25 protein-coding genes are annotated in these 25239 nt (G+C 63.0%); 19 read left to right on the top strand and 6 right to left on the bottom strand.

The annotated features are described in order from the left end of the window. Positions 1 to 12: 12 nt before the first annotated feature. Positions 13 to 1443: an amidophosphoribosyltransferase gene (locus B5F74_RS10195; RefSeq protein ID WP_087202179.1), complete on the top strand. Its 1431-nt coding sequence runs from the start codon at positions 13 to 15 to the stop codon at positions 1441 to 1443. A 333-nt stretch (positions 1444 to 1776) separates the two neighbouring features. Here the strand turns inward: B5F74_RS10195 and B5F74_RS10190 are convergent, their stop codons facing one another. Continuing rightward, positions 1777 to 2391: a tRNA (cytidine(34)-2'-O)-methyltransferase gene (locus B5F74_RS10190; protein WP_087202251.1), complete on the bottom strand. Its 615-nt coding sequence runs from the start codon at positions 2389 to 2391 to the stop codon at positions 1777 to 1779. Between the two features lie 156 nt (positions 2392 to 2547). On the opposite strand from B5F74_RS10190, the gene B5F74_RS10185 reads away from it, so the two are divergent. After that, positions 2548 to 2967, top strand: coding sequence for a peptide deformylase (locus B5F74_RS10185; protein WP_066833301.1), 420 nt, complete (start codon positions 2548 to 2550; stop codon positions 2965 to 2967). Between the two features lie 95 nt (positions 2968 to 3062). Here the strand turns inward: B5F74_RS10185 and B5F74_RS10180 are convergent, their stop codons facing one another. Beyond that, a complete protein-coding gene (locus tag B5F74_RS10180; RefSeq protein ID WP_204212554.1) occupies positions 3063 to 3782 on the bottom strand; it encodes a DUF554 domain-containing protein in 720 nt (239 codons plus the stop codon). A 213-nt stretch (positions 3783 to 3995) separates the two neighbouring features. Further along, positions 3996 to 4193, bottom strand: a complete 198-nt coding sequence (locus tag B5F74_RS10175) for a hypothetical protein (protein WP_087202177.1) — start codon at positions 4191 to 4193, stop codon at positions 3996 to 3998. A gap of 265 nt (positions 4194 to 4458) precedes the next feature. Here B5F74_RS10175 and B5F74_RS10170 point away from each other — a divergent pair, with 265 nt between their 5' ends. The 3 genes from B5F74_RS10170 to B5F74_RS10160 are packed head-to-tail and all read left to right on the top strand — an operon-like array spanning position 4459 to position 8049. Continuing rightward, a complete protein-coding gene (locus B5F74_RS10170; protein WP_204212552.1) occupies positions 4459 to 6048 on the top strand; it encodes an FAD-binding oxidoreductase in 1590 nt (529 codons plus the stop codon). A gap of 4 nt (positions 6049 to 6052) precedes the next feature. Next, positions 6053 to 6853, top strand: coding sequence for an electron transfer flavoprotein subunit beta/FixA family protein (locus B5F74_RS10165; RefSeq protein WP_087202175.1), 801 nt, complete (start codon positions 6053 to 6055; stop codon positions 6851 to 6853). Beyond that, positions 6850 to 8049, top strand: coding sequence for an electron transfer flavoprotein subunit alpha (locus tag B5F74_RS10160; protein WP_087202173.1), 1200 nt, complete (start codon positions 6850 to 6852; stop codon positions 8047 to 8049). Before B5F74_RS10165 ends, B5F74_RS10160 begins: the two co-directional genes overlap by 4 nt. 210 nt (positions 8050 to 8259) lie before the next feature. Here B5F74_RS10160 and B5F74_RS10155 read toward each other — a convergent pair whose 3' ends face one another. The 3 genes from B5F74_RS10155 to B5F74_RS10145 are packed head-to-tail and all read right to left on the bottom strand — an operon-like array spanning position 8260 to position 10165. After that, positions 8260 to 9072, bottom strand: a complete 813-nt coding sequence (locus tag B5F74_RS10155; RefSeq protein WP_087202170.1) for an HD domain-containing protein — start codon at positions 9070 to 9072, stop codon at positions 8260 to 8262. Between the two features lie 32 nt (positions 9073 to 9104). Beyond that, entirely contained in the window at positions 9105 to 9428 is a 324-nt protein-coding gene (locus B5F74_RS10150; RefSeq protein WP_087202168.1) for an AzlD domain-containing protein, read from the bottom strand. Next, positions 9425 to 10165, bottom strand: a complete 741-nt coding sequence (locus B5F74_RS10145; protein WP_239283460.1) for an AzlC family ABC transporter permease — start codon at positions 10163 to 10165, stop codon at positions 9425 to 9427. The genes B5F74_RS10150 and B5F74_RS10145 overlap by 4 nt, the downstream gene beginning before the upstream one ends. A 387-nt stretch (positions 10166 to 10552) precedes the next feature. On the opposite strand from B5F74_RS10145, the gene B5F74_RS10140 reads away from it, so the two are divergent. From B5F74_RS10140 to B5F74_RS10085, 14 genes are all read left to right on the top strand, one after another. Further along, complete coding sequence (locus tag B5F74_RS10140) at positions 10553 to 11314, top strand: DeoR/GlpR family DNA-binding transcription regulator (protein ID WP_087202164.1); 762 nt, start codon at positions 10553 to 10555, stop codon at positions 11312 to 11314. 43 nt (positions 11315 to 11357) lie between these two features. Next, positions 11358 to 12269: a 1-phosphofructokinase gene (gene pfkB / locus B5F74_RS10135; protein WP_087202162.1), complete on the top strand. Its 912-nt coding sequence runs from the start codon at positions 11358 to 11360 to the stop codon at positions 12267 to 12269. Positions 12270 to 12374: 105 nt separating this feature from the next. Next, entirely contained in the window at positions 12375 to 14402 is a 2028-nt protein-coding gene (locus B5F74_RS10130; RefSeq protein WP_087202160.1) for a fructose-specific PTS transporter subunit EIIC, read from the top strand. 436 nt (positions 14403 to 14838) lie between these two features. After that, positions 14839 to 15444, top strand: a complete 606-nt coding sequence (locus tag B5F74_RS12440) for a hypothetical protein (RefSeq protein ID WP_158095755.1) — start codon at positions 14839 to 14841, stop codon at positions 15442 to 15444. A 185-nt stretch (positions 15445 to 15629) separates the two neighbouring features. Further along, positions 15630 to 16169, top strand: a complete 540-nt coding sequence (gene loaP, locus B5F74_RS12435) for an antiterminator LoaP (RefSeq protein ID WP_158095754.1) — start codon at positions 15630 to 15632, stop codon at positions 16167 to 16169. A gap of 42 nt (positions 16170 to 16211) precedes the next feature. Beyond that, positions 16212 to 16979, top strand: a complete 768-nt coding sequence (locus B5F74_RS10120) for a sugar transferase (RefSeq protein ID WP_087202156.1) — start codon at positions 16212 to 16214, stop codon at positions 16977 to 16979. Further along, positions 16980 to 17447: a PssD/Cps14F family polysaccharide biosynthesis glycosyltransferase gene (gene pssD / locus B5F74_RS10115; protein WP_087202154.1), complete on the top strand. Its 468-nt coding sequence runs from the start codon at positions 16980 to 16982 to the stop codon at positions 17445 to 17447. It begins immediately after the preceding gene. A 13-nt stretch (positions 17448 to 17460) separates the two neighbouring features. Continuing rightward, positions 17461 to 17949: a glycosyltransferase gene (locus B5F74_RS10110; protein ID WP_087202152.1), complete on the top strand. Its 489-nt coding sequence runs from the start codon at positions 17461 to 17463 to the stop codon at positions 17947 to 17949. Positions 17950 to 17953: 4 nt separating this feature from the next. Then, on the top strand, positions 17954 to 19090 hold the full coding sequence (locus tag B5F74_RS10105; RefSeq protein WP_087202150.1) for a polysaccharide pyruvyl transferase family protein: 1137 nt from the start codon (positions 17954 to 17956) through the stop codon (positions 19088 to 19090). Then, positions 19087 to 20319 carry a Coenzyme F420 hydrogenase/dehydrogenase, beta subunit C-terminal domain gene (locus tag B5F74_RS10100; RefSeq protein WP_087202148.1) on the top strand — a complete coding sequence of 411 codons (1233 nt, stop codon included), beginning with the start codon at positions 19087 to 19089 and terminating at the stop codon, positions 20317 to 20319. Before B5F74_RS10105 ends, B5F74_RS10100 begins: the two co-directional genes overlap by 4 nt. Further along, positions 20244 to 21650 carry an O-antigen ligase family protein gene (locus B5F74_RS10095; protein ID WP_087202145.1) on the top strand — a complete coding sequence of 469 codons (1407 nt, stop codon included), beginning with the start codon at positions 20244 to 20246 and terminating at the stop codon, positions 21648 to 21650. Before B5F74_RS10100 ends, B5F74_RS10095 begins: the two co-directional genes overlap by 76 nt. Positions 21651 to 21654: 4 nt before the next feature. After that, the gene (locus B5F74_RS12255; RefSeq protein WP_143753854.1) at positions 21655 to 22794 is read left to right on the top strand and encodes a hypothetical protein; all 1140 of its coding nucleotides are present in this window, start codon (positions 21655 to 21657) and stop codon (positions 22792 to 22794) included. Next, the gene (locus tag B5F74_RS10090) at positions 22784 to 24250 is read left to right on the top strand and encodes a lipopolysaccharide biosynthesis protein (protein ID WP_087202143.1); all 1467 of its coding nucleotides are present in this window, start codon (positions 22784 to 22786) and stop codon (positions 24248 to 24250) included. Before B5F74_RS12255 ends, B5F74_RS10090 begins: the two co-directional genes overlap by 11 nt. Further along, the coding region (locus B5F74_RS10085; RefSeq protein WP_143753853.1) for a polysaccharide pyruvyl transferase family protein at positions 24247 to 25239 on the top strand (993 nt) is incomplete at its 3' end. The genes B5F74_RS10090 and B5F74_RS10085, both read left to right, overlap by 4 nt.

Below are 25239 nucleotides of genomic sequence, written 5' to 3'. Positions count from 1 at the left end.
GGGAGGGGTTTCATGGGCGGTTTCTTTGGTGCGGCATCCAAGCGCGACGTGGTGCTCGACGTATTCTTCGGCGTGGACTACCATTCCCATTTGGGCACAAGGCGCGCAGGCATGGTGTTCTGCGAGGGTACGGGCGGTTTCCAAAAGGAGATCCATTCCATCGAGAACACGCCGTTCCGTTCTCGTTTCGATGGGGACCTGGAGCATTTCCACGGTACGAGCGGTATCGGCTGCATCAGTGATACCGACCCGCAGCCGCTGCTGGTCCGCTCCCATCTCGGCACGTTCGCCATCACGACGGTCGGCATCATCAACAACGCCAACGAGCTCATCGAGGACTACTTCGAGCGCGGTGGCTCCCAGTTCATGGCCATGAGCTCGGGTGCGGTGAACAACACCGAGCTCGTTGCGGCGCTCATCAATCAAAAGGAAGACCTGGTCGAGGGCATCATGTTCGCCCAGAAGGCCGTCAAGGGCTCGCTGACGCTGCTCGTCATGACTGAGGACGGGACGATTTTCGCCGCGCGCGACCGCATGGGGCGCCTGCCGGTGCTCATCGGCCGCGACGCGAACGGCGAAGGCTACTGCATCTCGTTCGAGTCGTTCGTCTACCACAAGCTCGGCTACGAGGACGAATATGAGCTCGGGTCGGGCGAGATCGTGCGCATCACGGCCGACGGCTACGAGACGGTGGCTCCCGCCGGTGACCAGATGAAGATCTGCGCGTTCCTCTGGGTGTACTACGGCTATCCCAACTCCAACTACGAGGGCGTGAACGTCGAGGTCATGCGCTACCGCAACGGGCACATCATGGCGCGCGACGAGGCCGCGGCCGGCACGCTGCCCGAGGTCGACTACGTGGCCGGCGTGCCCGACTCCGGCCTGCCGCACGCCATCGGCTACGCCAACGAGTGCGGGGCCACGTTCGCCCGCCCGTTCATCAAGTACACGCCCACCTGGTCGCGCTCCTTCATGCCGACCAACCAGAGCGTGCGCGACCGTATCGCCGAGATGAAGCAGATTCCGGTGCCCGAGCTCATCCGCGACAAGAAGCTGCTGTTCGTCGACGACTCCATCGTGCGCGGAACGCAGCTCGGCAAGACGGTCGACTTCCTGTACGAGGCCGGCGCCAAAGAGGTGCACATGCGCTCCGCGTGCCCGCCGATCATGTTCAGCTGCAAGTACCTGTCGTTCTCGCGCGGCAAGTCGGACATGGACCTCATCGCCCGCCGCGTCGTGCGCGAGCTCGAGGGCCCCGAGGGCGACAAGCACCTCGACGAGTACGCCGACAGCTCCACCGAGCGCGGAGGTTGCCTGCTGCGCCGCATCTGCGAGCAGCTCGGCTTCGACAGCTTGGGCTACCAGAGCCTGTCCGGCATGCTCGAGGCGATCGGCATCGATCCGTCGAAGGTGTGCACCTACTGCTGGGACGGCAAAGAGTAACCGATGAGTTGATCGGGGGCGGGTTCGTTCCAACCCATCGTTCCCCGCAGGCAAGCGAGCATCCGTCGCCGGCGTTGGGAGGTCGCGAGTTTTCGACCTCTTGGCGCCGGCGACGGTTTTTATGGCGAAAGACGCCAGGACTTTCTTCGAGTGTCGTCTGGGTATTGGCCGATGATGCAAACGGGGTATCTCCCGCCTTCCCCAGAGATCCAGAGAGGGGGGGGGGTCAATGACATAAAATGGGCAGTTTGGCACGCTAAGAGTGCTTGCAGGCCCCCTTTAGCGTGCCAAACTGCCCATTTTGTGTCACCGGCCTCCCGCCGTTCCCTTTTTCTAGGCGTCCATTCCGGGGAAGCCCGTTTGCCGCAGCGCCTCGAACAAGACGACGGCGGCGGCGTTCGAGAGGTTGAGGGCGCTGATGCGATAGTCGCTCGTGTCGATGAAGTTTCCGCAGATATCCTGCCTGAGCAGGGGAGAGTCTTCGCGCTCGGCATCGGGGTGCAAGGCCTGTTCGTGCGCTTGCCAGCTTTCGCGGTTGGCGAGCGCCGTCTCGTCGGGCAGCATGGGTATCCGCTCGCAGCGCTGCGGGTAGCGGGCGAGCAGCTCCTCGGGAATCCCCGAGCTCTCCTTTCCGAAGACGAGGTAGTCCCCGTCGCGATAGGTCGCCTGCACGTAGGTGCGCTGCGCCTTCTTGGTGAGCAGGTGCAGGCGCTTGAGCCCCGCGTCGTCGGCGAGCCCGCAGCGATCGAGGAAATCCTGCCAGCTCGCATACACCGTCACGTTGAGGTTGTCCCAATAGCCGAGGCCCGCGCGGTGCAGCATCTTGCTATCGAGCGAGAACCCGAGCGGCTCGATCAGATGCAGGTGCGCACCGGTCACCACGCAGGTCCGGCCGATATTGCCGGTGTTGGCGGGAATCTCGGGTTCGAAAAGCACGATGTTGAGCATGCGCCCCTCCATGAGGTCGGTGTCTGATGCGGCTCCCTTAAGGTAGCACGCTGCTGCTCTTTACGTGGGCGCGCCGCCTTACCGTGCGTTTTGCGCTACTATCTTGGGGCGCGCAATGCGCCCGCACCCAACCTGCACGTTTTGAAGGGACAGTTCATGATCAAAGAGCTCGTGCACGACGACGCCATCCTCTCTCAGCCCTGCGAGCCCGCGACGGCCGAAGACGCCGCCATCGCCCAGGACCTGATCGATACCATGGAGTCCATCGACGACGCCGTGTGCCTGGCCGCCAACCAGATCGGCGTGACCAAGGCCGTCGCCGTCTACAAGGACGACAACGACCAGGTTCACGTGATGTACAACCCCAAGATGATGCTGGGCCTCGGCGCGTTCAAGTGCGAGGAGCGCTGCCTGTCGCACGAGGACGCCCACAAGGTCACCCGCTTCATCAAGATCAAGGTCAGCTACGACGAGCTGGTCGACGGCGCCCTCAAGAACCGTCGTCGCGACTTCACGGATTGGGAAGCCCAGATGATCCAGCACATGATCGACCACTGCAACGGCAAGCTGGTTTAGGAAACCGCCGGCCAGTTCATTTCGCGCCGGGCGTCCACCACAGGGGAACCCGGCGCGAAATCAATCGATTATCGGCGGTCCCCATCCGTGCTTCCCTAGGGCACCACGAGCGTCCAGATGACGGCGATCACCACGGCGGGCAGCATGTTCGCCGGCTTGAACGTGCCCTTCCAGATGAGGTTCACGCCCACGCAGAAGATGAGCATGGACCCTACGAGCGAGAGGTTGGAAAGCGCTGCCTCGGTCATGATGGGGCGGATGGGCTGGGCAAGCAGGGTGATAGAACCCTGGATGACCGCCACGGGCAGCGCCGAGAACAGGCAGCCCCGCCCAAATGAGGCACTCATCACGGAGACGATGACGGCATCGAGCGCGCCCTTCAAGGCAAGCGTGCTCCAGTCGCCCGCGATGCCGTCTTGAATGGCGCCGACGATCGCCATGGCCCCGATGCTGACCGTTAGCGATGCGTTCACGAACCCGTTGACGAATCCCGCGTCGCCTTCGCTCCCGGTCTTTTCCTTGAGCCATTTGCCGAGTCGAACAAAGCGGCTGTCGAGGTCGATGAGCTCGCCGATGGCAGAGCCGACGGCGAACGAGACGATCATCATGGCGGTTCCCCCGCTGGTAAGGGCGCCGTCTTTCACGGGGAGCATTTCCTCGAGCGTGCCGGCGAGACCGACGAAGATGACGCATAGCCTCGTCGCCTTCATGAGGGTCTCCTGCACGCGGGGGACGAGAAGGCGTCTGCCGAGAAGGCCCGCGACGCCGCCTGCGAGGATGCATGCTACGTTAATGAGCGTTCCCAGTCCGATCACGCCGACGACCTCCTGCAGTTGTGGGGGATGCCGGTCGGTCCTTGTTCGAGCCCGGTCTCTCGCGGCGGGCTCGGAAGGCGTCGATCGGCAGTTTCCAGAAAAAACGCCCCCGATCGTGCCGGAGGCGGGATCTTCACGACTATGGAATAGTAGCAAATGACGAGGGGCGGCGACGATCGATGGGTTGAAACGAACCCGTCCCCAGCCAACCCATCAGGCTTGCTGCGCGGGCGCGGCCACGTGCGGAAACGGCAGGCCGCAGATCTCCGATATGAGCTCGGGATGTGCGAGTTCGTCGCAGGTGACCGGCACGACCGTCAGACCGGGAAACGCATCCGGATCGACCGGAGAGGAGCACGGGTCGTCCACGACGTCGATCACGATGTGCTGTTTCGGCAGATACAGAGCCATGGGGCCTCCTTCACGTGGGCGCGCGGTCGCGCAGCAAGCAGCGCGCCCAGCCTAGCAGCCGCTTCTTGCCCCGCTTCCGACGCGCATTCGACAGATTGCCCAAACGCGCTGGTAGACGGCGTGACTATTAGTAAAAGATTCTGTTTTGCATAGAAAATGCGCTGTTCACGCACTTGTCATAATTGCGTTCCACAACAGAACCCACCTCGGCGTTTCATATAATCGAGGGCACTGCCACTTTACCTCAGTAAAGAAAGGTGCGCCCATGGTGGACATAAAACCGATGACGGCCGAATACGAGGCGTATCTGCGCGACGAGTCGCGCAGCACGGGCGACGCGCAATCGATCTCGTTTCCGCGCAATGAGCAGGAGATCCGCGAGGTGCTGATGACCCTCGCGGCCGCGTCCGAGCGCGTCCCGGTGACGGTGCAGGGCGCGCGCACCGGTCTCGCGGCGGGTGCCGTTCCCGCGGGCGGCCACATCATGAACCTCTCGCGGGAAAATAGATACCTGGGTCTTCGTCGAGACGGCGCGGGGACCTACTACCTGCGCATGCAGCCGGGCGTAATCCTGTCCGAGCTTCGCCGCCATCTGGCGAACAAGACGCTGCCCACCGACGGGTGGGACCGCGAGAGCCTCGCCGTCCTCAAACGCATGTACGACGGGCCCGAGCAGTTCTTCGCCACCGATCCCACCGAGATCTCGGCCTGCATGGGCGGCATGGCCGCCTGCAACGCCTCCGGCGCGCGCAGCTACCGCTACGGCCCGATGCGCCCGCACATAAGCGCACTGCGCGTGGTGCTCGCGAACGGCGACGTGCTCGACCTGCCACGCGGGGCGGTGCGCGCGGCCGGCCGGCACCTCGTGCTGACGACCGAGGACGGGCGCGCCATCGAGCTCGACCTGCCCACCTATACCATGCCAAGCACCAAAAACGCCTCGGGCTATTTCATCGAGGACGACATGGACGCCGTCGACCTGTTCATCGGGTCGGACGGCTCGCTCGGCATCATCAGCGAGCTCGAGGTGGCGCTCATGCCGGTGCCGGCCGTCACGTGGGGTGTGAGCTGCTTTTTTGCCGACGAGGCGCAGGCGGTCGACTTCACGGTCGCGGCGCGCCCCGCACTCAGCGACGCCGCGGCGTTCGAGTACTTCGACGCGCAGGCGCTGAACATCCTGCGTCGCCAGCGCACGGCGAGCACCGCGTTCTCGTCGCTTCCTGCCCTCGACGACGCGTGGGGCTGCTGCGTGTACGTCGAGCTCGCCTGCGATGGCGAGGCTCAAGCGCTGGCCGACCTGGCCCGTCTGCGCGACGTGCTGGACGAGCATGGCGGCAGCGCGGAGCGCACCTGGGTCGCGCGCACCGACACCGACCGTGAGACGCAGCGCTTCTTCAGGCATGCGGTCCCCGAGAGCGTCAACATGCTCATCGACGAGCGCCGGCGCACCGACGCGCGCATCACCAAGCTCGGCAGCGACATGTCGGTGCCCGACGACCGGCTGCGCGACGTCATCGAGCTCTACCGGACCGGCCTTGCCGAGGCGGGCCTCGAGTCGGCGGCATGGGGCCATATCGGCAACAACCACTTGCACGTCAACGTGCTGCCGCGTTCCATGGCCGACTACGAGGTGGGCAAGGAGCTCTTCGGCGCGTGGGCGGCGCAGGTCAGCGCCATGGGCGGCGCCGTCTCGGCGGAGCACGGCGTCGGCAAGCTCAAGCGCGACTTCCTTGTCGCCATGTACGGCGAGGACCACGTGCGCGAGATGGCGCGCGTGAAGCTCGCGCTCGATCCCTTCTGCCAGCTGGGGCGCGGCAACCTGTTCGATCCGCATCTATGCGAAGGAGGTGCGTGAGGCCATGCATATCGTGGTGTGCGTCAAGGCGGTCCCCTCGACCACGGAGGTCAAGATGGACCCGGAAACCCATACGATCGTGCGCGACGGCCGCGCATCGGTCATCAACCCGTTCGACGCCACGGCGCTCGAGGTCGCGCTGGCGATCAAGGACGCGCGCTCCGCTGCGGGCGAGCGCACTCGGGTGAGCGTCATGTCCATGGGAATCCCCGATACCGAGCGGCTTCTGCGCGACTGCATCGCGCGCGGCGCCGACGATGCCCTGCTGCTTTCCGACCGCGCGTTCGCGGGCGCGGACACGCTGGCGACGACCTATGCCCTGAGCTGCGGAATCTCCCGGCTCGATGAGGCGGTCGACCTGATCGTGTGCGGCAAGATGGCCGTCGACGGCGACACGGCGCAGATCGGCCCGGAGCTCGCCGGCGCATTCGAGATGCCCTGCATCACCGATGTGCAGGAGCAGCCGGTGGTCTGTGGGCGCACCCTGCGGGCGAGGCGCGCGTGCGACGGAGGTCGCGAGATCGTCGAAGTCGATTTCCCCGCGGTCATCACGGTCGCCAAGGACGCGGCGCAGCTGAGGATGCCGAGCATCCCGGGCGTGCTGGCGGCGGAAATGGCGCCCGTCGCGGTCAAGACGGCCGCCGACGTCGGCGCCGACACGGCGCGGACGGGGCTTGCGGGCTCGCCCACCCAGGTCGTGCGGTCGTTTGTTCCCGAGCGCTCGCAGGAGGCGGTCGCCATCGAGGGCTCTCCCGCCGAGCAGGCGGCGGCTCTCGCGGCGTTGATCGAGGAGGGATGTCGATGAGCGGGCTTACGATCGATCGCGAGCGGTGCATCGGATGCGGCCGCTGCGTGAAGGCGTGCGCGCCGCCCGCGCTCAAGCTGGTATGGGAGGGCCCGCGTAAGTTCGCGCAGGTGGGTGACGCCTGCGTGTTCTGCGGGTCGTGCGTCGACGCGTGCCCGGTCGACGCCATCTCGATCGCCAAGGATGGCGCCGCGGATGCGCAGGAGCTGGCGAGCTATCGGGGCATCTGGGTGTTCGCGCAGGTGGATGCCGCCGGCCATGTCATGGATGTCGCCTTCGAGCTGCTCGGGCGCGCGCGTCAGCTGGCCGACGAGCGCGGCTGCACGCTGACAGCGCTGATCGGCGAGGGCGCGGACGGATCTGACGAGAACGCGCGGCGGCTCGTCGCCGCCGGTGCCGACGAGGTGCTCGTCTGCCGCGATGCGCGCCTGGCCCGCCCGGACGCCGAGGTGTTCGCGCACTGGATCTGCGAGATGGCGCGCGCCTTTAGGCCGGAGGTCATCCTGTACGGCGCCACGGCATTCGGGCGCGAGCTGGCGCCCGGCGTGGCGGTACGCCTCAAGACCGGGCTCACGGCCGACTGCACGGTGCTCGCGATGAATCCGGAAACCGGCCTGCTGCAGCAGACGAGGCCCGCGTTCGGCGGAAACCTCATGGCCACGATCGTGTGTCCGGCGCACCGGCCTCAGATGGCGACGGTGAGGCCCGGTATCTTCGCCGCGCCCGCAGCTGATGGGACCCGCACGGGCGAGATCAGGTATGTGACGCTCGATGCGTCCGTGGCGCCGCGCGTGCGCGTTCTTGACTCGGAGCCGGTGGGCACCGGCCGCTCGATCGCCGATGCGGAGCGCCTGGTGGTCGTGGGCCGGGGCATCGGGTCCAAGAAGAACCTCGCGGTCGCCCGCAGGCTCGCCGACGCGCTCGGGGCGGAGCTCGGCTGCACGCGCCCGCTCGTGGAGGCGGGCTGGCTGGAGTATCCGCATCAGGTGGGGCAGACGGGCGTCTCGGTGGCGCCGAAGCTGCTGGTGAGCCTCGGGGTGTCCGGTGCCATCCAGCATCTGGCCGGTATCGGAGGGGCGCAGACCGTCATCGCCGTCAACGAGGACGCCGAGGCCCCCATATTCGGCGCGGCGCACTACAAGGTGGTCGGCGACTGCATCCAGGTGGCCGAGGCCCTGATCGACGCGCTTGCCTGACGGGCTGTTCACGGTACACATGGGGCGTAATACCCGCTAACTGTACCCAGAAGTGCGAGTGAGATCGTTCTCAGATGGCCCTCACTGCTACTTCTGGGTACACTTGCCGGGTACACTGAGCGGGTATTTAGGGGTTGGTTGGGGACGGGTTCGTTTCAACCCATGGGTTGTTTGGGGACGGGTTCGTTTCAACCCGTCCCGCCAGGAATGTCAGGCGTCCTTCTCGACCAGCTCCCGCATCTCGGCGCACATGCGCCCCCACGTCTTCTGCGTCGCGGGGTCGGCGAAGGGGCGCCCGAGCCCGAAGGGGTCGTCGAGGATGCGGTACAGGTAGCCCTGCTCGCGCACGAGGCGGAGGCTCGCGGCAAACCTGAGCTCGAAGATGAACCCCATGAGCCCGACGAGGAAGTCGGCCGGCTCGGTGCGCTCGGAGCGCGCCACGCAGCGGCGCTCGGCAAAGGCGCGCCGCGCGCCGTCCGAGATGCCGCTGTCCAAAAACGTGTGCTCGTCGATGCCCAGAATCGTTTGCACGCTGCTCTCGCTCGCCACGCGCAGGATGTCGATCTTGTCGGCATCGCGCACAAGGTCGCAGAACAGCCGCGTGCGCGCATCGAGGCGATCGTCCACGCGCAGCGCGCTGTGCTGTCCGACGGCCTCGCGAATGAGCCCGTCCTCCTCGGACGAGGGGCTAAAGCGCCGGATGCTGCCCGCGGCCTCGGGGCCGCTCTCGAACAGCTCGCGCACGCCGAGCGCGGCATGGCTGGCGCTGCAGGAGTCGTCGAAGGTGTCCCATCGGCGAAGCTGCTCAAAACGGCCGAGGTCGTGCAGCAGGCCGCACAGCCACGCGAGGTCGCGGTCCTCGTCGCCCAAGCCCTCGTCGCGTGCGATGGCGTCGCACACGTCCGCCACGCGCAGGGTGTGCGCCACCTTGAGCGCGATGCGGGGATTGTCCGCGTCGTAGGGCGCGACGTAGCCGTTGAACGCCTCGAGGGCGCGCGTGCGATCGATGTGCAAGACGGTCATCTCCTCAAGGCGGGCTGCGCGTGCCGCCCGCATCAGACGAATACGAGATTGACGAGGACCATATAGGACAGGGTGCCCGCGAGGATGGACGTCAGCATGTCGCGGCGCCACAGGTAGGAAAGCGCGGTGATGAGGACGCCGATGGCCTCGGGCGCGCCGTGATAGCCTCCCATGACGTCGACGTCTTTCACGCAGTAGACCACGAGCAGGCCGAAGACCGCGCCGGGCAGCACGTCGCCGAGATAGCGGATGTAGCGCGGGGCGCCGTGCCTAAACGCGGCGAACGGCAGAAAGCGGGTGAGGACGGTCGCGGCGCCGGCGATGAGCACGGTGATGATCTGCTGGATGACCGTCATGCGCGCTCACCCTCCTCCTTCTTTTCGCCCGCATCGCCATATACGGGTTCCAGCTTGGCGCGCGCCGCGGTGACCACGACCAGGATGAGGACCATGGCGGGGATCAAGAAGCTGTCGGGTCCGAAGACCACGAGGGCGAGCGCCGTGGCGGCAAGGCCGGTCAGCGAGCTCGCGTGGCTCGGCTCGGAGAGCCACTGGTCCATGAAGATGACGACGAACAGGGCCGTCATGGCGAACGAGATGCCCTGGACATGCAAGGGGATCATGCTGCCGAAGACGCCGCCGAGCGTGCACCCGACGACCCAGGAGCCCTGGTTGAGCAGGCTCACGAACGTCATGAACCAGCCGCGATCGATCGAGGCGGGCACGTGGGCCGAATAGTTGATGGAGAACGATTCGTCGCACATGGCGTAGATCAGGTAGGGCTTCTTCTTGCCCATGCCGCGAAACGGCTCGAGCATGGACAAGCCGTAGAACAGGTGGCGCGCCTGCACCACGAGGACGACGAGGAAGGCGGTGAGCGGGTCGAACGCGCCCGGCAGCATGGACGCGACGACGAACTCCGCCGAGCCGCCGAAGATGGCGATGGACATGAGCGTCGGCATCCACCAGGGCAGCCCGAGCGAGCTCGAGTACACGCCGCAGGTGATGCCGAGGAAGACGAAGCCCGCCATGATGGGGACGCAAAGCGGCAGGGCTTGCTTGAACGCAGCGGTTTTGGTGCCGGGTCTCGTCACGGGGATTCGCCTGCCTTTCATACGGTTGTGTTGCATACGAAGAACAAGGATAGCGCAAGCGGCCCCGCCGTTGGGGCCGGGTGCTGCCGCGGTGGGCGCGGGCACCGCTGGGGCCGATGGCGCAAAGCGGACCGCCTCCACCCACGTGCAAATTGGGGACGTACCTTGCGCGTGCATACATGCACGCGCAAGGTACGTCCCCAATTTGCACCAAAAACGGTCAGAGACGTTCAAAACCGTTCACCTGGAGAAATCGACCGTTCACGTGCGATGAACGGTTTTGGCTGATAGTGAACGATTCTGGTGCTAAGCTCTTGTTGTGAACGAATTAGAATGTTTTTGAATGGTTTTGATGCCATTCGCCGGACACGAAAGAGAGGAGCGCAGATGCTTGCGGAAGATCGTCTTCAAACCATCGTCAACCTGGTCAACGAGCATGGATCCATGACGGCAAACGAGCTGATGGAGCGTCTGGACGCCTCTGAATCCACGGTGCGCCGCGATCTGACGCGTCTTGCCCAGATGGGCCGTATCGTGAAGGTGCACGGTGGCGCCACCGCCGTCGCGCGCACCGTTGTCGCGTCCGATCAATCCGTCAACGAGCGACATGGCGTCAACACCGAGGCCAAGACGGCGATCGCGCGCCGCGCCGCCTCGTTGATCGGTCCCGACGATTTCGTCTACATCGACTCCGGCTCCACGACCGAGCGCCTCGTCGACTTCATCACGGAGACGCACGCCACCTACCTCACCAACTCCATCGCCAACGCCCATGCGCTGCTCGTCAAAGGCTGCCGCGTGCTCGTGCCGGCAGGGGAGCTCAAGCAGGTCACCGAGGCGCTTGTGGGCGAGCAGACGGTCGAGGCGCTGCGCCACTACCGCTTCACCATCGGCTTTTTCGGCACGAACGGCGCCACGCCGGACGAAGGCTTCACCACGCCCGAAACCGGCGAGGCGGTCGTGAAGGGCATCGCGCTCTCGCGCACCCTGCGTCCCTTCGTGCTCTGCGATTCCAGCAAGTTCTCCGTCGTCTCCCCGGTCGCCTTCGCCGACTTCGACGATGCGACCGTCATCACCGAGTCCATCCCGCCCGAGCTCGCGGACGCAGCGAACATCATCTGCGCCGGAAACGGGCAGGACGGGCGCTAGGCGCTAGAAACCAGACACGTCGACCAAGAAAGAGAGCCCTTCCATGATCTACACCGTCACCTTCAACCCGTGCCTCGATTACGTCGTGGCAGTCGACGACCTTGCGCTCGGCGAGGTCAACCGCGTGACGCGCGAGACCGTCATGGCGGGCGGCAAGGGCATCAACGTGTCCATCGTGCTCAAGAACCTCGGCCACCCGAGCTGCGCGCTCGGCTTTCTTGCCGGGTTCACCGGCGACGAGATCGCGCGCCGCCTTCAGCTGCAGGGCATCGACACCGACTTCATCGAGGTCAGCCACGGCATGAGCCGCATCAACGTCAAGGTCAAGTCGAACGAGGAGACCGAGATCAACGGCATCGGCCCCGATATCGACGAGCGCGACATCGATGAGCTGTACGCCAAGCTCGATGCGCTCGCTACCGACGATATCCTGGTCATCTCCGGCAGCGTGCCCGCGGCGCTTCCCGGCGACATCTACGAGCGCATCATGAAGCGCCTGGAGGGCCGGGGCATCCGCATCGTGGTCGACGCCACGCGCGACCTGCTCGTCAACGTCCTTCCGTTCAAGCCCTTCCTCATCAAGCCGAACAACCACGAGCTGGGCGAGATCTTCGGCGTCGAGCTCAAGCGACGTGACGAGGTGGTTCCGTACGCGAAGAAGCTCCAGGAGCGCGGCGCGCGCAACGTGCTCGTCTCGATGGCGGGTGAGGGCGCGGTTCTTGTCGCCGAGGACGGCCAGGTGGTCGAAGGGCCCTCGCCTGCAGGCGCCGTGGTGAATTCGGTGGGCGCGGGCGACTCGATGGTCGCGGGCTTCATCGCCGGTTGGCTGGAGAGCGCAGGCGATGTCGAGCGGGCGTTTACCATGGGTGTCTGCACGGGGTCCGCGAGCGCGTTCTCGCTGGGCCTCGCCGAGCGAGACCAGGTCGAGGCGCTGCTCGCCGCCTTCAATCGTTAACGGCTCGCGCACATAGTTCGCGCGTCGCCCATATCAAATCTGTTTCTACATAGCCCGTCAGGTATTGGCGGCTGGGCTGGCTTATGCCGGGGAAAGGGGTTCGCTATGAAAATAACCGAGTTGTTCAGCAAGAATGGGGTGAAGCTGGGAGTCGCGGCCGCCACGCAGGCGGATGCCATCGACGTGCTGGTCGACCTGCACGATGCGAGCGGCACCATCAACGATCGCGAGAAGTACCGCGCGGCGGTGCTCGAGCGCGAATCGCAGTTCAGCACCGCGGTAGGCGAGGGTGTCGCCATCCCGCACGCCAAGACCGATGCCGTCGTACGCCCCGGTCTCGCCGCCATCACGGTTCCCGCGGGCGTCGACTGGAACGCACCGGACGGCAAGCCCTCCGACCTCATCTTCATGATCGCGGCCCCCGAGGGCCAGGCCAACGTGCACCTCGAGGTGCTCGCCAAGCTCTCGATGCTGCTCATGCACGAGGACTTCGCCGATGCCCTGCGCGCCGCCAAGACGGTCGACGAGTTTTTGTCGGTGATCGATACGGCCGAGGCCGCCCACGATGCCGAGCAGGCGGAGAAGGAGAAAAAGGCCGCCGAGGCCAAGGCTGCCCGCGAGGCGGCTGCCGCTGCCGCCGAGGCGCACGCCGCGGTCGATACGGGCCTTCCGCAGGTGCTCGCCATCACCGCGTGCCCCACGGGCATCGCGCACACCTACATGGCCGCCGAGAACCTCGAGAAGGTCGCCGAGCAGATGGGTGTCACCATCAAAGTCGAGACCCAGGGCTCGGTCGGTACCAAGAACGCGTTGACACCCGAGGAGATCGCCGCGTGCCGCGGCATCATCATCGCCGCCGACAAGGGCATCGAGCTCTCCCGCTTCAACGGCAAGCCGCTGTACTCCACCAATGTCTCGGCCGGCATCAACGACGCTGAGCGCCTCATCAACATTATCATGAACGGGGAGGCGCCCATCTGCCACGCCGAGGGCGGCTCGTCCGCGCCGGCGGCGTCCGCCTCGACCGAGGGCATCGGCTCCACCGTCTACAAGCACCTGATGAACGGCGTGTCCCACATGCTGCCGTTCGTCGTGGGCGGCGGCATTCTCATGGCCATCTCCTTCTTGCTCGACCAGGCCGGCATGGGCTCGAGCTCCTATGGCTCCAGCACCCCGCTCGCCGCGTTCTTCAACCTCGTCGGCAACCAGGCGTTCAACTTCATGCTGCCGATCCTCGCGGGCTTCATCTCCATGTCCATCGCCGACCGCCCCGGCCTGGCACCTGGTTTTGTGGGCGGCTGGATTGCCAAGCAGGGCTTCACGCTCGGCTACCTCTCCAGCGCCATGGACGCCGACGCGCAGGCTGCGCTGATCTCGGGCGGCTTCATCGCGGCGCTGTTCGCGGGTTTCGCCGCCGGCTACCTGACGTATGGCCTCGAGAAGCTGTGCGACAAGCTGCCCGACTCGCTCGAGGGTATCAAGCCGGTGCTGCTGTATCCGCTGATCGCGATCTTCCTGATCGGGCTCGTGATGCTTACCCTCAACCCGATCTTTGCGGCCATCAACTCGTGGCTCACCTCTGCCCTGAACGGCATGGGCACGACCAACCTCGTGCTTCTGGGTGCCGTGGTCGCCGGCATGATGTCGGTCGACATGGGCGGCCCGTTCAACAAGGCCGCGTACGTGTTCGGCACCGCCATGCTCGCCGACGGCACCACGACCGGTCAGATTATCATGGCCTCCGTCATGATCGGCGGCATGGTCCCGCCGCTGGCGATCGCCCTGTCCACGACGATCTTCAAGAACCGCTGGACGCCCGAGAACCGCAAGGCGGGCATCGTGAACTACATCATGGGGCTGTCGTTCATCACCGAAGGCGCGATTCCGTACGCCGCGGCCGATCCCGGGCGCGTGCTGCCCTCCTGCATCGTCGGCGCTGCGATCGCCGGCGCGATGTCCGCGGGCTTCGGCTGCACGAGCCCTGCACCCCATGGCGGCGCCTGGGTGATCGCGGTCATCGGCAACCCGGTCATGTACCTTCTCGCGCTCGTTGTCGGCGCGGTGGTCGCCTGCCTGATCCTGTCCTTCCTGAAGAAGCCCCTGCCTGCAGAGGTGTCCGGTTTGGAGCGGTAGCACTGGCTGGCCCTTCGCGAACGGGGCCGCATAGTTCGGCTCACGTTAGATATATGTTGGGGAAGACCCGATTCGGTCATGTGCCGGATCGGGTCTTTTTTGTGTGTCGGTATGTGTGGGAGTTTGTGGCGCGCCGGTGGACGCGCGGTCGCTTGTTTTGGGTCGCGGGCGTGTGGGATGAGATGTTCTTGCAGGTAGAAAGCCTGGCGAAGAGATCAAAAAGTACACGTTTTGAAGGGGCGTCCGTTTAACAAAAGGCAAGAGTGGGCCACGCGTGAAGAGCTGCGGTTTCTTTACACGCCGCGACGCGTCCGTGTGTATAATGGGGTCCGTGATATGAACCTAAAAAGGTGTACCTTTTCGCGCACCTGTGATGAACGGTCCCTGGTGTCGCCCGCTTGCCGGGCGCCTTCGGGTCCTGGAAGGGGGAGGGCATATGGCTGTTGCCTCGGCGGCTGCAGAGCGCACGCGCCGCGGCGCCCGCATGGCCATGGGCCTTCCCTGCGGAAGGCGCACCCCTGCGGGCCGTGTCCGCTGGTACCTGCTGCGCGTTCCCGAGGGGCACGAGCAGGACTCCTGCGACCGGCTGCTCCGGCTCGTCCCCAAAAACATCCTCGATGACGCCTTCGCGCCGCAGAAGGAGCGCTGGATCAAGCGCGACGGCACGTGGTCCCTGAGCGCCGCGCCGATGTATCGCGGTTACGCGTTCGCGCTTTCCCGCGACGCGGCGGGGCTCGCCAAGGCGCTCGCGGGCCTGTCGGTGCCGGCGAAGCTTGCGGGCACCGAGCAGCGCGCCTGGCTGCCCTTGGCGGATGAGGCGGCTGCATGGTTCGCGCAGTCCATGGACGCGCGGCACGTGATTCGCAGCTCCACGGCGGAGATCCGCGACGGGGTCTTGCGCGTGCTGGAGGGTCCGCTCGCGGGGCAGGAGGCGCGCATCTCCCGCATCGACCGCCACCGCAGGCGCTGCCTGGTGAGCGTGGGCGACGCGGACGGCGGCTTCACGGAGTCGATGCCCATCGACGTCCCACACAAGAGCTAGAGGCTCGCGGCGCAGTGCGTTGCGCCGGGCCCACGGGGAGCGCGTCCGCGCGGGTCTGGCGCAGGGAACTGCCCTGCACACAATCCTTCCGGTTCGGCAATCGTCGAGTATCGCGTTGCCGCGCCCGCGAAGGCATGAATACTTCCTGTTGTCCGCGCGGAGTCGTGTCGGCGAAGCCGTGCGATATGGTCGGGGTGATCGATGTGTCCGTGGCGAAGCTCTACGCGGTCCAGGTCCGAAGCGGGGCCGAGGAGCGCACGCGCAGGCTGCTCGTCCGAGCGCTGGAGGATCTCGTTGACGACTGCTTCACGCCGTCGTACGAGACCAAGCGCGCGGCGAAGGGGCAATGGCGCACGGTGCGCATGCAGCTGCTGCCGGGCTACGTGTTCATCCAGACGCGAGACCCCGGCGCGGTGGCGGCGAGGCTCGCCGAGGTGCCGGCGTTCACCAGGCTTCTGGGGGGCAACGGGGAGTACTTCATGCCGCTTTCCGCGGACGAGGAGGCGTGGCTGAACGCCTACACCGACATCGACACCCATGTGGTGGAGATGAGCGAGGGCGTCATCGAGGGCGACCGCGTCATGGTGATGCGCGGGCCGCTCAAGGGCCGCGAGTTCGAGATCAGGCGGATCGACCGCCACAAGCGCGAAGCCGAGCTGGAAGTTCCCATGTTGGGTCGAGTGAAGAGAATCAGGGTCGGGCTGGAGATCGTCGCGAAGCGGTAGCGCTGGCGACGGTGGGGCCTGGGTTGGGGTCGGAATTCGGCGATGACAATCGAGCATGAGGAGATCTCGGGCGCGGTCGCGGCCGATGTCCACGTCCCCGTGTCGGGAACGCGCGAGCATGCCGAGAGGGACCGTCGGAAGGACGGTCGTCTGGCGCTATTGCGCAAGGCTCGCGACTGGGATAGGTCGCGCTTGGGCTATCGGCTCGTTAAGCGGGCGTTCGACATCGCGTTCAGCGCGTGCGTGATCGCGGTGGCGCTCGTGCCCTCGGCGCTGCTGTGCCTGGCGATACGGCTGGAGACCCCGGGCTGCCCCATCTACGGGCAGAAGCGCGTGGGCAGGATCGGACCTGACGGGAGGCCACGCGAGTTCACCATGTGGAAGTTCCGGAGCATGGTGAAGGACGCCGACGGGATGCTCGACCAGCTGCTCGAGAAAAACGAGGTCGAGGGCCCGATGTTCAAGATGGCCGACGACCCGAGGGTCACGAGGATCGGCCGGTTCATAAGGAGGCACTCCATAGACGAGTTCCCCCAGTTCGTGAACGTGCTTCTGGGCCAGATGTCCGTGGTGGGCCCCAGGCCTCCGCTTCCCCGCGAGGTGGAGCAGTACGACGCCTGGGCCATGCAGCGGCTCGCCGTGAAGCCGGGGCTCACCGGCCCCTGGCAGGTGGGAGGGAGGTCCGACGTGGACTTCGATGACATGGTGAGGCTGGATCTTGGATACATCGCGAGGCGGGGAGTGAGGACGGACCTCGTGCTCATCGCCCAGACGGTGGCGGTGCTCTTCACCGGGAAGGGGGCGAGGTAGATGGACCTTTCGAAAGCAAAGGTATGCATCCCCACCTCCTCGGGCGGGCACCTCACGCACATGCGCATGCTCATGCCGGTGATCGAGCAGGCGGCCGACCGCTTCTGGGTGACCTTCGACAAGGAGGACGCTAACAGCGCGCTCGCCGACGAGAGGGTCTACCACTGCTTCTTCCCTACGAACCGCAACCTCAGGAACACCGTGAGGAACACGCTGCTCGCGATCAGGGTGCTCCGGAAGGAGAGGCCCGACCTCATCGTGTCGTCTGGCGCTGCGGTGGCGGTGCCGTTCTTCGCCATAGGCAAGCTCCTCGGAGCAAAGACCATCTACATCGAGGTTTTCGACCGCGTCGACGCGCCCACGCTCACCGGCAGGCTCGTGCGACGCATGACCGACCTGTTCGTCGTCCAGTGGCCCGAGATGGAGGCGGTCTACCCCGGCTCCGTGAACCTCGGGCCGGTCTTCTAGGGGGGCGGCGCGGATGGTCTTCGTGACGGTGGGGACTCACGAGCAGCCCTTCGACAGGCTGGTCAAGGCGATAGACGGGCTCGTCGCGGACGGGACGCTCGATGAGGAGGTCTTCGTCCAGACGGGCTACTGCACGTACGAGCCCGAGCACTGCGGATGGGCGAGGTTCGTGCCCGCACCCGAGATGCGCTCGCGCATGGAGGAGGCCGACGTCGTGGTCACCCACGGCGGGCCGTCCTCCTTCATCGAGGCGTTGGCGGCGGGCAAGGCGCCCGTCGTCGTGCCCCGCTACGAGCGGTTCGGCGAGCACGTGAACGACCACCAGGTGGCCTTCGTGCGCCTGGTAGCGGAGCGCAAGGGCGGTATCGTGCCGGTCTACGACGTCGCCGACATGGCCGCCGCCATCGAGGGGGCGCGCCGGCTGTCAAGGTCGGGTGCTGGTTTCAGGAGCCACAACGCGGAGTTCTGCCGTGAGCTTCGCGAGCGGATAGAGGGGCTGTAGCTTTATGGATAAGCCGCGCGTCGGCATCATGTCGATGCAGAGGATACGCAACTACGGGTCGTTCCTGCAGGCCTACGGGCTGAGGAGGCTGCTGGAGTCGCTGGGCTGCGAGGTTCGCTTCGTCGACTACCGGCCGGGCAGGTGCCTGGTCGAGCCAGAGCGCTCGAGCCGCCTGCCGCGTCCGGCGGCCAAGCTCGCCGAGGTCCTGGAGGGGCCGGGGCCGCTTGCGGCCAAGCTCGCCTACGCCAACTACAAGCGACATTTCGATGCGCGCACCTGGCCGCTGCTGGGGCTGCCCGTCGAGCCGGATTACCGCACAGGGGGCCTGGACATGCTCGTCATCGGGTCGGACGAGGTCTTCAACTGCGTGCAGCCCAACCCCAACGTCGGCTTCAGCCCAGACCTGTTCGGGGTGGGCTCGGAAGCTGGGCGCACCATCACCTACGCCGCCTCCTGCGGGAACACGACCGTCGCGAAGCTGTGCGAGCACGGCGTTGCCGGCGAGGTGGCCGGCTGGCTCCGGAGCCTCGACGCCGTTTCGGTGCGCGACGAGAACACCGCCTCTGTGGTGCGGGAGCTCGCCGGGGCGGACCCGGTCCGCAACCTCGACCCCGTGCTCGCCTGGGACTTCTTCGGCGAGGAGGACGTCCCCGAGAGTCCCGTCGAGGGTCGCTACATGATTGCCTACGCCTACTCGGGCAGGCTTACGCGCGAGGAGTGCGCCGCGCTGCGCACCTACGCCGACGAGCGGGGCCTCAGGGTCGTCAACGTCGGCGGCGTACAGGGCTGCTGCGACGGGTTCCTCGACCTCGGCCCCCTCGAGGTGCTGGCCGCCTTCCGGGGCGCCGAGTGCGTGCTCACCGACACCTTCCACGGCACCATCTTGTCCGTGATTGCCGAGCGCCCATTTGCGACTGTCGTGCGCACCGTCGGGTATGGCAACGCCGAGAAGCTGACCGATCTGCTCTCGCGCCTGGGGTTGGAGTCCCGCACGGCGTCCGCACCCGCCGACTTTCCCCGCCTGCTCGACTCCGCCCCAGACTGGAATCCCGCGCGCACCCGGGTCGCCGAGGGCAGGAGCGCGGCACGCGCGTACCTCGCAGAGCAGATTGCTTCATGCAGAGAGGGCGATGAGAGATGAGGGCCCCTTACATCGATAACAAGGATGCAAAGCTCTGTACCGGCTGCTCCGCCTGTGCCTACGCGTGCCCGACGGGCGCAATCGCCATGGGAGAAGACGCCTGCGGATTCACGTATCCAATGGTTGACGAGAAGAAGTGTATAGGCTGCGGCAAGTGCTATCAGGCCTGCCACATGGCTGAACCGAACGACCTAAAGCACAATGGGGAACCGAAAGCCTACGGCGCCTACGCCACCAATAAGGATCAGCTCATGAGGAGCGCGTCTGGTGGTGTCGCGACCGCGATTGCGCTACATGTCGTTGCAAATGGTGGCGTCGCGTACGGCTGCGTCGCCCATCGTGAGGATGTGCGCCACGAGAGACTGGTTTCCCCCGAGGACGTTGATAGCTCTCGGGGGTCGAAGTACGTCCAGAGCGACATATCCCGAGCGATTTCCCAGATTACTACCGATCTCGAGTCCGGTGCCCATGTGGCCTTCGTAGGCACCCCTTGCCAATGCGCAGCGCTGCGTCGCCTCTTCGGCAAAAGAGAAAACCTTCTGCTCGTTGATCTTATCTGCGAAGGTGTGCCCTCGCGCCGCATGTACGCCGACTTCTTGAACGACCTGGAGCGTGAGTGCGGTGAGCGCGTGAACGACTTCCGCTTCCGCGACAAACGAAAAGGATGGGGGACCAAGAACCCGACGGTTGTAGTGCAGGGTGGTGTTTCGGCTAAAAGGCAGCGCTATTCTTTCGACTACCCGTATTACTGGCTATTTCAAAAGGGATTAATATTACGCGACAGCTGCTACGCATGCCCATACGCCTGTCGAGAGCGCGTCGGCGACGTTACCGTAGGTGATTACTGGGGCGTAGAGAGCATGGGCCTCGGCTATAAGCTCGAAGAGCTGCATAACGGCATCTCATGCGTTCTTGTTTGCACGAGCCGAGGACAGTCTGTTCTTGAGAGATTGGGCGAATCGCTCAAGATGTGCGAAAGTTCTTTTAGCAGCATCGCCGCAGGCAATACTTGCGTTAATCGACCCAGTAGATGCGATCAAAAAAAGCGCGCCGAAATTATCGGGGAATACGCAGAAAAACACGGTGCTGGCCTTGCTGTCTCATACAAGCGCAACTTTGGACTTGAGCAACGCATTTGGGAATCTATTGTTGCATGCATGCCGCACTCGATTCGAGTTATCGCAAAGCAAACAAAGCGCCTGCTGAAAAAACAATCGGGAGGCAGATAGCGGTGTACCGATTCCCCACAATCGCAAAAATTAACGAAGATGCCAGAATAGTTGTCAAGCAGAGCAAGGTAGACCCTACGGGAATTCGTCATGTCGAGCTGTATGCGCTGAAGTATTTCTGGCTAATCGTCATACTTCCCAAAACTCTCCAGTTTGTGGTTCTATTTCTATTTGCCGCCATGCTCATTATCTCGAATAGGAAAACCATTGTCCGTCAGCGGCTTGGGCTAGGGATCATTTTTATCATGCTGGGCTCTGCCGTCCACTGTTTCAGCATCTTGTTTCAATGCGTCCAAGGCGTAATTGATGTGAAGCGGCTGCTGGCCGCTATTAATACAATGTCAATTTGGCTGGTTGCGCTTACTCTATACGGAGCATGCATTAATGCCCAGTTCAAGTTTAATGACAGAAGACTGATATATCGATATACATTTATGAATTATATTATTCTTGGAATAATATATATAGTTTATCTAATTCTACCAAAGAATACCATTTCGTTGGGGCCCTTGGAGCTTTCTCTTAGTATGGCTGACTACTTGGAGTCTGGAGTGTCCGCTCGTTTCGTGGGCCTGTTTGATACCGCTTTAGGAATTGGCCATTTTTACTGCATTTCTGCACCGTTGCTCGTGCTTTACGCAAGCGAAAATGAAAGACACTCGGCCTTATTATCGGTAATTACTCTTTTTGCCGGATATTTCTTTGTATTGCAGACCAATTCTCGTATCGGGATTGTTGTGTGTGGCGTTATTTGCGTTGTTGCTGTGTCATATATCATGTGTACAAGCAATGAATACAAGGAGATATTCTTTTGTATCGCCATTGTTCTACTTCTGGTTCTTCTTGTAGTAGCAGCTCTGAATTTGAGCTCGATTACGGAATACGTCATCGATCTATTCAATAGCAGAGCGGGAAGTAACCGTGCCAGATTCCAAATCTATGAGCAGAGTTTGAGGATGGTGATGAACGAATCGCCACTGATGGGTCTTGGAATCAAATACACTGTCGTGGGTAACCCGGCACCGCTTGGATCTCACTGTACATACATCGGATTCCTGTACAAGACGGGGATTATAGGAGCTTTTTTCTTTCTAGTGGGCCTCTTTAGCATCTTCGAAGGATGCCGTAAAGCCTTTCGCAAAGCTGGCCGAACGACATGTCCTGTCGTTGTGGCGATGTTATATATGATTTTTCTCGTATTCGCCGATCTTGATGCGTCAAATATTCAGATATGTCTCGCGTTTTCAACCTGGGGCATTATGTCCAATCCTAGATTTCTTGCATTTAGTTCGAAAAGAAATCGCATCGACAGTAGTTTGGCTGGTGCATGAAGATATGTCTCAAACTAACCTCATATTAGTGTCAACAACATTTCACGCACATGTGGCGAGCCAGCTTATTGATGAGTATTTCTCCGATGACCAGAATGTCATTTTGAGCAGCTCCTCTATTTCTTCACGTGCGCTTCGGGGTAAAGAAGAAACTGACTCGCGATTTGAAAGCTTTCGGGTTATACATGTGGAGTTCTCCAGCCAAGGAACATTCCCCAAACAGTCCCTGGCGCTACTTTTAATTTCTCTCTTGCTCGCGAAAATCAAGTGTTTTCCGAGTGGACGAGTGCGGTCGATGGCAGGAATCAACCCTTCTAGGATTATCGTCTTTTCTCCAAACGCCGTATCGTTGATGGTTCGTGCTCTCTATCCTCAAGCAGAAGTCTATCTTTGCGAAGAAGGGCTCGGATCATACGACGGCTCAATACTGCGCCGAATATTCTACCTCGATAACAAGGGCGATAGTTCCACTGCTTTGTCACGAATATTGAGCTTCGTTAACGGCGTGTGTTTCCAAGGAAACCTTCTTTTAAATCCACGGGGTATATTCATGCATCAACCGACCTTGGTTACGGCGAATTATCCATTCCCCATAATCAAAATTGGTCGAAATGCGAAAAGTGAACGACAAACGGACAAGAGAGAAGTAGATAGCCCCGCAGGACACAATTGGCAGATCATTTTCCTTGGACAAGCGGTAAAGGGCGGATTATGTAATCATGTCAAGCGCGATGATAGTCTCTTTGCAGAGGTCTCATGTTATTTCCCGCAGGTTATCTATCGGAAGCATCCACGGGATAAACGTTTTTATTCCGACCGGAAACTAGATGAAGCGCTCGACTGGGAAAGTTTCTGCGCCAATATTGATGCCAACTCAACAGTGCTCATTTCGGACTTTTCGACCGCTGCAACAGTGCCCAAATTGCTTGGCGATAAAGAGCCCTGGCTTCTGTTTCTTTTCGACTACAAGACGGACGATGAATCAGCGCTGTCTCCAAAGTTAAGTGAGTTCTTTGAACGGTTTCTTCGAAGTTATGACCATCACCAACGAATAATGACACCCCGTTCACCAGAAGAGCTCCGTGAGGCTTGTATGGCAATACGCCACCTTATTGAGAAAGAGAGTGGTACCAATGAGCGCTAGTAGAACTACAAAAGCGTTCATCTGGTCTTTCCTTGAGCAGGGAGGTTCGAAAGCAGCTGCGCTAATAATCCAGATTGTGCTTGCACGCCTATTGTCCCCAGAGGCCTTCGGCGTCCTGTCAATCATGTTGGTTGTGACCAATGTCGCCGATGCCATCGCCCAGAGCGGGTTCGGGTCAGGGCTTATTCAGAAAATGGATGCGGACGAGCGCTCATATGACACCGCGTTCTGGATGAGTGCGGCGATCTCCGTTGTGATGTATCTTGCTCTTTTCGTGCTGGCCCCCTTGTTCGCTTCGTTTTACAACATGGAAGGGCTGGATCGATATCTGCGTGTGCTTTCTGTGGTCATCCTCTTCAACTCCTTCAATTCGATCCAGCGCTCTTACCTCCAGAGAAACATGAATTTCCAAGGCATGTTCCGCGTGAGCCTTTTCGCCATCGTCGCCTCGGGAGTAGCGGGAATCGCTACGGCGCTCGCCGGGTTTGGCGTCTGGGCCCTTGTGGTCCAGACGCTATCCCAGAGCGTGTTCACGTGCATCTGCATGAGGCTCGTCGTCCCTTGGATGCCCAAGCCGCGCTTCAACAGGAAGGACGCGGTCTCACTGTTCCGTTTCGGCTGGAAAATCAGCTTGGCGAGCATCGTGAGCACCCTGTACTCGGGCATATCCGAGCTCATCATAGGCAGGACGTGCTCCGCAAGCGAGCTGGGCCTGTACAGCCAGGGGAGGAAATACCCTGGCGCTGCCATCAATGTGATGACCAACGCTATCGGAAACGTGCTGTTCCCCGTCTTCTCGGAGGCGAAATCCGATGAGGGTCTTTTTAGGGACAAAGTAAGTAAAGCCCTCCGGTTCGGCTCGTTCGCCTTGGTTCCCGTCTCCATGTTCGCGGCGGTTGCTGCTGAGCCGATAGTCGGCCTGCTGCTGGGAGATACATGGCTGCCGTGCGCCCCTATCTTCTCGCTGACATGCGCTGCAAACGCGGTCGCAGCGTTTCATCTTGTGAACCTGCGCGTCTACATGGCCAAGGGGAACTCTGGGCTCTACATGCGGCTGCAGATTGAAAAGACGGTCATCGGCTTCCTATGCGTAGGCGGAACTGCCGTCGCTACGGGAGATATCTATGCAACCGCCTGGGCCGTATTCCTCTCTTGGATCATCAGCGTGATCGGGGTCGACATGCGCCCGGCAGCCCGCGTCTTCGGGTATCCGTGCGCTCACCAGCTGAAGGACCTCGCCCCCACGTACGTCCTGGGCACGGCGGCAGCTCTCTCGGCGGCGGCAGTGCATCTGACAAGCCTCGGATACCTTCCCAAGCTCCTGGTTGAGCTTGCCGTCTACGCGGCGGTTTACATCGTCGGCGCACGCGCGTTCAGGTTCCCAGCTTATTTTGAGCTGCTGGGGAGGATCGATGGACTTCGCAGAAGTACAGAACGAAAGGAAGATAAAAGATGAGAAAGATACTCGTGGTCACGCGGCCCGTGGACAACGCGGGGGACTGGCTTATTACGGAAAAACTGGTCGAGCTCACGCGCCAGGTTGCGGAAGGGGCGTTCGGGAAGGCTGACGTCGAGTTCTGCCCTGCTACGCGGGAGATGCCGGTCGGGTTCTACAACTCGTTCGACGCCGTCGTCGCGGGCGGCGGGCCCATCGCCGACGACCGGCTGCTGAGCCCCTCCGCCTTCCACCTCATGTCGGTGCTGGAGGACGTTGAGGTCCCGGTGAGCCTCATCGGGATCGGCTGGTACGGGAGGACGCCCAAGGCCGCCGACGTCTACGGAGCCCCACTTTTCTCCGAGCAGGTCCGCTCGAAGCTGTCGCAAATCGCGCGCGGGGGGGGGGTGATCGCCAGCAGGGGGTGCGTCACGCAGGCGGTCATGAGGCGCAACGGCGTCGCCTCGGCCATGACCGGCTGCCCCGTGTGGTACGCGGACGGCTTCGAGCCGGTGCGCCTGAGGAGGCCGGGCCCTGGCGGGCCGCGCCGCATAGCGGTCTCGAACGCGGGCATCACCAAGGACCCGGAGCTCCATGGGCCCGTCGCGGAGCAGACCATCGCCCTTCTCGAGCTCCTGGGGAGCCGGTTCCCGAGGTCCGAGCTGCTGTTCACCTTCAACGGCGGCATCGACACCAGGTACTCGGGCCCCTGCAACCGCGAGATCGCCCGGTGGCTCGATGACCACGGGGTCGAGTACAGGGACATCTCCGGCGACGCGGGCGGCTTCGCCCTGTACGAGGGCTGCGAAATGCACGTCGGCTACAGGCTGCACACCCACCTCTACTGCGTCAGCAGGGGCATCCCGTCGATCCTCATCGAGGAGGACGCCCGCGGGGCCGATGAATCTACCCCGATTCCGTTTACACCCTTACGCCGCCATCGGGTGGCGGTCCTCCTCGGGCCAGTTGGCCCGCTCGAACTCCTCGGGGCTGAGGTACCCCAGCGCCGA

This window comes from Collinsella sp. An271 (genome assembly GCF_002159695.1).
Lineage (GTDB): Bacteria > Actinomycetota > Coriobacteriia > Coriobacteriales > Coriobacteriaceae > Collinsella > Collinsella ihumii.
Note: the sequence above shows the minus strand (reverse complement) of the source record. Positions and strands in the feature narration are given on the sequence as shown.

Bases quoted from the DNA above. Each gene is read 5' to 3' on its own strand.
- B5F74_RS10195 (WP_087202179.1), top strand. From the start codon at position 13: ATGGGCGGTTTCTTTGGTGCGGCATCCAAGCGCGACGTGGTGCTCGAC.
- B5F74_RS10190 (WP_087202251.1), bottom strand. From the start codon at position 2,391: ATGCTCAACATCGTGCTTTTCGAACCCGAGATTCCCGCCAACACCGGC.
- B5F74_RS10185 (WP_066833301.1), top strand. From the start codon at position 2,548: ATGATCAAAGAGCTCGTGCACGACGACGCCATCCTCTCTCAGCCCTGC.
- B5F74_RS10175 (WP_087202177.1), bottom strand. From the start codon at position 4,193: ATGGCTCTGTATCTGCCGAAACAGCACATCGTGATCGACGTCGTGGAC.
- B5F74_RS10170 (WP_204212552.1), top strand. From the start codon at position 4,459: ATGGTGGACATAAAACCGATGACGGCCGAATACGAGGCGTATCTGCGC.
- B5F74_RS10165 (WP_087202175.1), top strand. From the start codon at position 6,053: ATGCATATCGTGGTGTGCGTCAAGGCGGTCCCCTCGACCACGGAGGTC.
- B5F74_RS10160 (WP_087202173.1), top strand. From the start codon at position 6,850: ATGAGCGGGCTTACGATCGATCGCGAGCGGTGCATCGGATGCGGCCGC.
- B5F74_RS10155 (WP_087202170.1), bottom strand. From the start codon at position 9,072: ATGACCGTCTTGCACATCGATCGCACGCGCGCCCTCGAGGCGTTCAAC.
- B5F74_RS10150 (WP_087202168.1), bottom strand. From the start codon at position 9,428: ATGACGGTCATCCAGCAGATCATCACCGTGCTCATCGCCGGCGCCGCG.
- B5F74_RS10140 (WP_087202164.1), top strand. From the start codon at position 10,553: ATGCTTGCGGAAGATCGTCTTCAAACCATCGTCAACCTGGTCAACGAG.
- pfkB (WP_087202162.1), top strand. From the start codon at position 11,358: ATGATCTACACCGTCACCTTCAACCCGTGCCTCGATTACGTCGTGGCA.
- B5F74_RS10130 (WP_087202160.1), top strand. From the start codon at position 12,375: ATGAAAATAACCGAGTTGTTCAGCAAGAATGGGGTGAAGCTGGGAGTC.
- B5F74_RS12440 (WP_158095755.1), top strand. From the start codon at position 14,839: ATGGCTGTTGCCTCGGCGGCTGCAGAGCGCACGCGCCGCGGCGCCCGC.
- loaP (WP_158095754.1), top strand. From the start codon at position 15,630: ATGGTCGGGGTGATCGATGTGTCCGTGGCGAAGCTCTACGCGGTCCAG.
- B5F74_RS10120 (WP_087202156.1), top strand. From the start codon at position 16,212: ATGACAATCGAGCATGAGGAGATCTCGGGCGCGGTCGCGGCCGATGTC.
- pssD (WP_087202154.1), top strand. From the start codon at position 16,980: ATGGACCTTTCGAAAGCAAAGGTATGCATCCCCACCTCCTCGGGCGGG.
- B5F74_RS10110 (WP_087202152.1), top strand. From the start codon at position 17,461: ATGGTCTTCGTGACGGTGGGGACTCACGAGCAGCCCTTCGACAGGCTG.
- B5F74_RS10105 (WP_087202150.1), top strand. From the start codon at position 17,954: ATGGATAAGCCGCGCGTCGGCATCATGTCGATGCAGAGGATACGCAAC.
- B5F74_RS10100 (WP_087202148.1), top strand. From the start codon at position 19,087: ATGAGGGCCCCTTACATCGATAACAAGGATGCAAAGCTCTGTACCGGC.
- B5F74_RS10095 (WP_087202145.1), top strand. From the start codon at position 20,244: ATGCATGCCGCACTCGATTCGAGTTATCGCAAAGCAAACAAAGCGCCT.
- B5F74_RS12255 (WP_143753854.1), top strand. From the start codon at position 21,655: ATGTCTCAAACTAACCTCATATTAGTGTCAACAACATTTCACGCACAT.
- B5F74_RS10090 (WP_087202143.1), top strand. From the start codon at position 22,784: ATGAGCGCTAGTAGAACTACAAAAGCGTTCATCTGGTCTTTCCTTGAG.